The following is a 6914-nucleotide window of genomic DNA, read 5'->3' on the forward strand; positions in this document are numbered from 1 at the left end:
AGCGGTCAGCGGCGCCAGCGCAGCCAGCGCGGTAGTCGCCATGACCACGGTGTTGATGACTCGGCCGCGCATTTCTGCCGGTGCACTGCGGAGCGTCACGGCAAACAGCGCGGCGTTCACGGCCGGCGCGAGCAGCAGCGCTATGGCGATCGGCGCCGCCACCAGCGGCGACGGGAGGAGCGGTGCCGCAGCGCCGAACAGCAGGGCCCCAGCCAGAGTGATCGTGGTGGCCAGGGCTCCTAGGCGCATGCGCCCCTGCAGCCGGGGCGCCACTATGGCGCCGAGCAGCCCGCCGGCCGCGATGGTCGCCTGCACCAGGCCGATCACCGCAGTGGAGGTACCGTGATGACGCAGCGCGAGCGTGACGGTGAAGATCACGCCGGTGAAGGCGAAGTTCATCAAGGGTGCCGTTATCGCTACCGCGCGCAGGATCGGCACCTGCCAGACGACCTGCAGGCCATCGGCCACCTCGCGCCACAACGCCTTGCGCTCGGCCGCGTTCTCCGGTCGGAACTGCCCCCGGATCCTGTTCACCGTGCCGAACGAGACAACGTAGGAGACGGCATTGGCGAGGAACGGGACGGCCTGGCCCAGCCCGAAAAGAGCCCCGCCGAGCGCCGGGCCGGCCAGGGCGGCAGCGTAGGTCCTGGCCTCGGTGGCGGCCGACGCCTGCTCCAGTTGCCTGTCCGGCACGATCCCCGGCAGCGCCGCGGCAGCCGCCGGGTTGAAGATGGCGCCTGCGCCTCCCTCGATCAGGCACACGACCAGGACGACCGGCCAGGACGCGAGATGGGTCACGATCAGGATGCCGAGCAGGGCCAGCAGGACCGCGCGCATGATGTCACAAATGATCATCGTCAGCCGCCGGTCGAACCGGTCAGAGAACGCACCGGCGGGCAGCTGCAGGCACAACAGGGTAATTGCCCGCGACGTCCCCACCACCCCGGCGAGCACCACCGAGTGGGTCAGCGCCAGGATAAGCAGCGGGTAGGCGAGCAGGCCGATCCCTGAGCCGGTATCGGAGAGCAGCTGGCCGATCCACAGCATACGGAAGCCCTCGTTGCGCCGGAGAGGAACTTCTTGTTGCACATCGGCGTCTGTCTCGATTCCGGTCGCATCGCTCACCTTTGGAACAGTATGCGCCAAGGGTCAGGAGCAGCGTTTTGATCGTGTACTCGGGGCCGGTGGCACGGCCACGGCGACCGCGGAGCCGGTGGGTGGCCCGGCGGCGGACGTCGCCGACCGCCTTGTTCGCGAGCTGGGCGACGTGGAACGGGTCGACCGCGACCATCGGGTACGGTAGCGCGGCCTGCACGGCCCGCGCGGCGGTCCGGTAGACGGTGGACATGTCGATCGTCACCGCCCGGACGCCGGCCCTCCATGGGGCGGGCCGGGCGGTGATCCAGTCGACGACCGGGGTGGCGGCGCGGCTCTCCACGACCCCGAGCAGGCCATGGCCACCCGTGGCGTCGATCAGAACGCTCTGCCAGCGATCCGCGTCGGTGACAGACCGCCCACTGGTCGGGTCACGGTGCCAGCGGGGACGTCCGCGGCGCTGGTCGTCCAACCCCAGCACCTCCACCGGAGGCAGCGGGCTCGACACCGACCGGGCCGTCTGCGAACCAGGCCGCTGCTCACCTGTGGCCCCGGCGTCAGCCCCGGCCATGGTGGCATCAGCATCCGGACCCGGGGCTGAGGTGATGGTCGTAGTCTGTTCGGTGGTTACGATCCCCGCCGCCGCGGCGACACTGATGAACCCGCCATGCGCGGTATGCCAGCTCACCCCCAGCGCGGCCGCGATTTATCGAGCAAGTACGATCCCTCGGAAATTAGATCGTGATGGCGGCTGCTTGTATCGTTCATGATGTCTATCTTATTCGGGGATGGAAGTCTGTCCATCGGTGGTTTTTTGTGCTTGGTAGCTCCTTTGTGATCTACGGGGGTAGATAGAGGCGGAGCCGATGCCCGGCTGCGAGCTTGTCGATCAGTTCGCGTAATGGGTGGAGCGTGGGGGTGATGGGCCAGGCATGGCAGGCGTGTAGGCGTAGTGAGTATCTCGCCCTGCATGGCCCGATCACGGTGCACCATGTCTGAACAGCGCAAACGCCCCGCACCCACCATCCGGAGGGTCGGGGCGCCACTTCCGCTGGGGCGTGTATCCCAGGGCGCTCAGAGTATGCGCTCTGTGGCTTCAGGCGTCAATACGGATACGCCCTGACCGAAGGTCTGCTGGCCGCGGGGGCACATCCCGATTCTCTTGATCGTAGCGAAATGTGCGGGGACGCTGCTCGGCTGCTTCTCGAGGACGTGTGGGTCGATCAGCCCGGCTTGGACAAGCGCGTCGGCGAAGGCGAAGTCCTTCTCACGACCCGCAACCAGCTTCGCGATCACGCAGTCGTGGGGCTCCGGTTGCATGCCGCGTGTGTCCGTCGCCAGTTGGCGCGGAACGCTGTCAGGACTGCCTGTCGGTCCGTTTCCGGGAGGACGCAGGCGAACGGCGAGTTCTGTCGAAGGTCGCGGGCGTGCGGTGTGGTGGAGGTCAGGATCTCCAGCACCACGTCGGGCCCGGCGTCGAGCATGTCCTGCCAGATGGTGAGCCAGTGCCGGGTCACCCCGCTGGGATGAATCTCAAGCAGCCGTGTCAGGTTCTCCCGGGCGGCTTGAAGAACACCGTCCGGATCAGTGACGAGCCGGCCGGCAACGGCCTGATGCAGCCACAGCGAACGGGCCTGGTCGCGGGTCAGTTCGGCCGGGAGAAACGGTGTGAGATCGCCGCGGCGGATGCGGCGATGCGTGCCGACAGTGGTATGCGGCAGGAGGCCCCGCCGGCAGAGATCGACCACGTGCTGGCGCGAGCAGCCGAGCAGTTCCGCGACGTGGCCCGTGGTCAGCAGGTCGTCGTCCGGATCGCTCAACAGATCATCACTCACACGGCCAGCATGCCTCGCAGCCCCAAAAAACGCAATCACGGACGGCGTCACGGTTTCAGGCGGGCCGAGCGGCCCCACAGGGCTTGCATGGTGCCGCGTCCGTAGGGCTCTCGTCCGATCGTTTCGTCAGGATGCCTTGCCGGCGAGGTCGGGGTCCTCGTCGGCGGATCGGGCAAGGCACTAACCAAATGACCGAACTCAGGCGACCACGGCCGTGACCAGACCGAGCAGCGCCGCCACCGACCTGAGCCTGGCGAGGCGGGCGGCGGGGTGCCCGCCTGCTTTACGGACGGCACCCGGGCCACCGCGGACGTCCTGATCGACGCGGACGGCATCCGCTCGGCCGTGCAGGGGCTCATCCGGCCCGGTCGCCCCCGGCCGCGCCACACCGGCCTGCTCGACTTCGGCGCCCGGCTGGACCACACCGGCATCCCCTCGACCTGGGGCCGCATGCACCTGGCGTTCGGCTGGCGGGCTTTCTTCGGCTACCTCGTCTTCGACGACGGCAGCGGCGGCTGGTTCGCCAACCGGCCGAGCAGGGAGCCGACGACCACCGCCGAGGCCCGGGCGGTCGGCGCCGAGGAGTGGCTGCGGGTGCCCGAAGACGAGCGGCTACGAGATATTGTCAAGCAGACGTCGGACCAGCAGACCACTCGCGCCCGTCCCAGAGGAGAGGCCACGCGATGAGACTCGCCAGCCCCGCGCGGCTGCGGGCCAACGCGGCGACGATCCACGAGCTGGGGCGCCGTTACGGCCTGCGTTCCTTCGCGCTGAGCGCGGAGCCCGGAGAGCTCGTGGCGACCTTGGACGAAGGCCGCTCCTACTTCGACATCACCGGTTTCGAAACCGACCTTTCCACGATTATCGACGCCACCGTGGAAGTCGTCCCCCGCGGCCCCGGTGTGGACGTGGAGGAAACCGAATACCTCGACGACGCACGCGGGGCGGCATGACCGCCACCCCCGCTGATCGCGAACGCCGCGAACTTGTATGCCTGCTCGACGCGCGGGCGGCACTGGACCGTGCCCTATCGATCTCTCGTGACGGAATACCGAAAGCAGGCGACGGGCGACTGCTCTCGCTCGCGTACTGCATGCTCACCTTCGGCGAGATGTTGAAGCAGGCCTCGCACGGAAGCGTGACATACGCCTATAGCGGCGCCATTGCGTTACGCGACAAGCTGGCCCACATCCCTCACCGCAAGCTGAACGCAGAAGTACTTGCAGCGTCTGTGGACAGAGCGGTAGCAGAGATCCTCCCCCTCATCCAAGCTCGCGTCCAGGATCTTGATTCGAACGGCAGACCCTGAGGACCGCCAATACGTGCCCCATTGCACGGCAGAATGATCATCTCATAGTCACATCGCTGGAGCGGAACTGCACCCATCGGACATTGCAGAGGAACAGACTTCCTGTTCTGCCGATGAGGTCGCGGAGTGTGTCGAGAGCGGGTGAGCGGGTGACCATCAGACGGTGATCTGGCTGAGAACCGCTTCCAGTTGGCTCGGGCGTTCGGCGAGCTTGTCGACCACGGCTGTCACCTCGGCGATCGACGACGCGACGTAGACGTCGGGACGACCGACGAGTTCTCTGCCCCACTCGGTGCTGTCGACGACGAGATCGGTCAGGATCACCGGCCGGCCGTGGTGCACCGCCATCCGGGCCTGAATGCGGGCGCTGCTGTGTTCGCCCGCCTCGACGACGATCGTGGTGATGCCGTAGCCGGACATCACCGCGTTGCGCATCGGGAAGTTACGCTGCTGAGGCGGCGCGTCCGGCCAGAACTGCGACAGCACCAGCCCTGTTTTCGCGATGCGCTCCTGAAGCCCGCGGTTGGCGGTCGGGTAGCACCTGTTGATCCCGGTGCCGATGACGGCCACGGTGCGTCCACCGCAGGCGAGGGCGGTCTCGTGGGCGGCGGTGTCGATCCCCGCCGCGAGACCGGCAACCACCGTGAGATCCATCGACACCAGCGTGTCAGCGATGGACCTGGCCATCTTCAGGCCCCGCTCCGACGCCTTGCGCGAACCCACGACGGACACGGCCCTGTCATCGGCGAGCAGGCGGCCGCGGGCGAACAGGAACGGGGGAGCCTCGTGGATGTCGCGGACGCGCGCCGGATAGCGCTCGTCGGCGATCGAGAGGAACTCCAGCCCGGCCGCACGCCAGCCACGGACCTCGTCCCGCGCCCGGTCGAGCAGCACGGCATGGTCGTCGTCGCCGAAGAGGCTGTCAGCGACAAGCTGTGCCCGCGCCGCCGTAGCACTCCCGCTCTCCAGCACGGCACCGGCGAGCTGAAGCCAACTGAGCCCGCGCGGCCGCTGCCGAAGCAGCGCGACGAGCTCCGCCTGCTCCTCGATGCCCGGCTCCGCCACGCCGTCAGCGTAGTGGACGCGAGCGCCGCGGGCGGGCAGCCACCCCATGATGCGATCGAACATACATGCGAATATACGTGTGGTCGCTGACAGCTCCGGGAAGCCTCGCCCGTGTCGCTCGGCAGATCATCATTCGCGCGGCCGGCATGCCTCGCAGACCCAAAAAACGCAATCTCGGGCGCCTTCACGGTTTCAGGCGGGCCGAGAGCGCCGGTCAGGTAACCATACGTATCCCTCCTGAACGATGGCACGCTTCGATGGACGTCGGCCGCCAGAGAAGATCGGCGTAATTTTGTCGTTATGTACGCTTTTGCGGCCAAAAAACGTACACAACGACAAACTCTCCTGGATCATGGCCTGTGCGGGTGGTCGTGGATGGGATCCGCGCTACTTGACCGGCGTTCGAGTGGCCCCACCGGACTTGCGTGGTGCCGCGTCCGTGGGGCTCGGTCGGTCGTCTCGTCAGGATGCCTTGCCGGCGAGGTCGGGGTCCTCGTCGGCGGATCGGTGCCGGTTGGTGACCCAGGCGTCGGGCAGGGCGATCCACTCGCTTTCGGTCACCAGTTGGACGAGGGCGCCGTCGAGGCGCGGCGGGCGGGTCGGCTCGGTCGTCGGGCACAGCACCCACAGCGGCCGGCCGTCGGCGCGGGCCCGTTCGGCGAGCGCGAACAGCACGTCCAGCCCGCGGCCGCCGTAGCGGCCGAACACGCCGGCGTCGTGCAGCAGCAGCGGCGCCGGCCGGCCGCCGGGCCCGGTGCGGCCGCGCTCAGTGCGGCCGGGCCTAGCGCCGTCGGACCTAGCGCCGTCGGACCCAGCGCCGTCGGACCCAGCGCCGTCGGACCCAGCGCCGTCGGACCCAGCGCCGTCGGGCCTAGCGCCGTCGGGCTCGGTGCGGCTGGCGGGGGTGTCGACCAGTTCGGCGAGCGGTGGTGCGGCCCGCTCCCAGGCCGTCCGGACGTACTCGGCGAGGTTGCCGGCCTCCCGGCTGCCCGGCTCGGCGGCGTCGGCGCGCAGAATCGTCGCCCAGGTCGGCCTGGGCCGCGGATCGACCTCGGCGTGCAGCGCGTCGAGGAACACGGCCGCGACGTCGACCGGCTCGGCGGCGAACCGGTGCGGCCTGGCCAGCTCCGCGCGGGCGGCCAGATAGTGGTTGCGCCGGACGGTGAGCGCCCGGAAACCGCCGGCCTCGGCGGCGGCGGCGAGCCGCTGCTCGGCGAGTGCCGCGGCCGCCCGGTCGGGGCTGTCGAACACCGTGCGCGCCGGCCTGCTGCCCAGGCCGGTGGGCTGGCGGACGACCGGCGCCGCCCGCGAGCCAAGCCCGGTCGAACCGGTCCCGGTCGAGGAGAGCAGGCCGTGCGGGGGCATGTAGCCGTCGCGGGCCGCGTCCCACTCGAGGGCGAACCCGGCCGCGGCCAGCGGGCCGTCGAGCGCCGGGTGTGCCGGCAGCTCGGTGGCCAGGCCCGGGAAGCGGTTGCGCACCCGCTCGTGGATGGTCGCGACGTCCAGCAGCGGCCGGTCGGGCCGCTCCTCCGGCCCGCCGGGGCTGCCGGGGCTGCCGGGGCTGCCGGGGCTGCCGGGGCTGCCGGGCTCGCCGGGCCGCGGTGGGAGCG

General features: G+C 69.5%; 7 protein-coding genes and 2 pseudogenes. 3 read left to right on the forward strand and 6 right to left on the reverse strand.

Going from position 1 to position 6914, the window contains the following annotated elements:
• From NBW84_RS21060 to NBW84_RS21075, 4 genes and pseudogenes are all read right to left on the reverse strand, one after another.
• Positions 1 to 1125: MFS transporter (locus tag NBW84_RS21060; protein ID WP_250286676.1), on the reverse strand; the 1125-nt coding region annotated here is incomplete at its 3' end.
• Positions 1126 to 1207: 82 nt separating this feature from the next.
• A pseudogene (locus tag NBW84_RS21065) lies at positions 1208 to 1666 on the reverse strand (transposase); the annotation flags it as partial.
• 503 nt (positions 1667 to 2169) lie between these two features.
• Positions 2170 to 2391 (reverse strand): hypothetical protein, encoded by a 222-nt coding sequence (locus NBW84_RS21070; RefSeq protein ID WP_250286678.1) that lies wholly within the window; start codon positions 2389 to 2391, stop codon positions 2170 to 2172.
• Positions 2388 to 2930: a helix-turn-helix domain-containing protein gene (locus tag NBW84_RS21075; protein ID WP_250286680.1), complete on the reverse strand. Its 543-nt coding sequence runs from the start codon at positions 2928 to 2930 to the stop codon at positions 2388 to 2390. The genes NBW84_RS21070 and NBW84_RS21075 overlap by 4 nt, the downstream gene beginning before the upstream one ends.
• A gap of 270 nt (positions 2931 to 3200) precedes the next feature.
• On the opposite strand from NBW84_RS21075, the gene NBW84_RS21080 reads away from it, so the two are divergent.
• From NBW84_RS21080 to NBW84_RS21090, 3 genes are read left to right on the forward strand one after another with little or no spacing between them, the layout of a single operon-like run.
• On the forward strand, positions 3201 to 3617 hold the full coding sequence (locus NBW84_RS21080) for a hypothetical protein (RefSeq protein WP_250286682.1): 417 nt from the start codon (positions 3201 to 3203) through the stop codon (positions 3615 to 3617).
• The gene (locus NBW84_RS21085; protein WP_250286684.1) at positions 3614 to 3883 is read left to right on the forward strand and encodes a hypothetical protein; all 270 of its coding nucleotides are present in this window, start codon (positions 3614 to 3616) and stop codon (positions 3881 to 3883) included. The genes NBW84_RS21080 and NBW84_RS21085 overlap by 4 nt, the downstream gene beginning before the upstream one ends.
• Positions 3880 to 4239 carry a hypothetical protein gene (locus NBW84_RS21090; protein ID WP_250286686.1) on the forward strand — a complete coding sequence of 120 codons (360 nt, stop codon included), beginning with the start codon at positions 3880 to 3882 and terminating at the stop codon, positions 4237 to 4239. The genes NBW84_RS21085 and NBW84_RS21090 overlap by 4 nt, the downstream gene beginning before the upstream one ends.
• 156 nt (positions 4240 to 4395) lie before the next feature.
• Here the strand turns inward: NBW84_RS21090 and NBW84_RS21095 are convergent, their stop codons facing one another.
• Complete coding sequence (locus NBW84_RS21095) at positions 4396 to 5367, reverse strand: DNA-processing protein DprA (RefSeq protein WP_250286688.1); 972 nt, start codon at positions 5365 to 5367, stop codon at positions 4396 to 4398.
• 399 nt (positions 5368 to 5766) lie between these two features.
• Positions 5767 to 6914 (reverse strand): annotated as a pseudogene (locus NBW84_RS21100) (BREX system serine/threonine kinase PglW); the annotation flags it as partial.

The sequence above is a fragment of the Protofrankia sp. CiP1_Cm_nod2 genome (genome assembly GCF_920664355.1).
Taxonomy (GTDB): domain Bacteria; phylum Actinomycetota; class Actinomycetes; order Frankiales; family Frankiaceae; genus Protofrankia.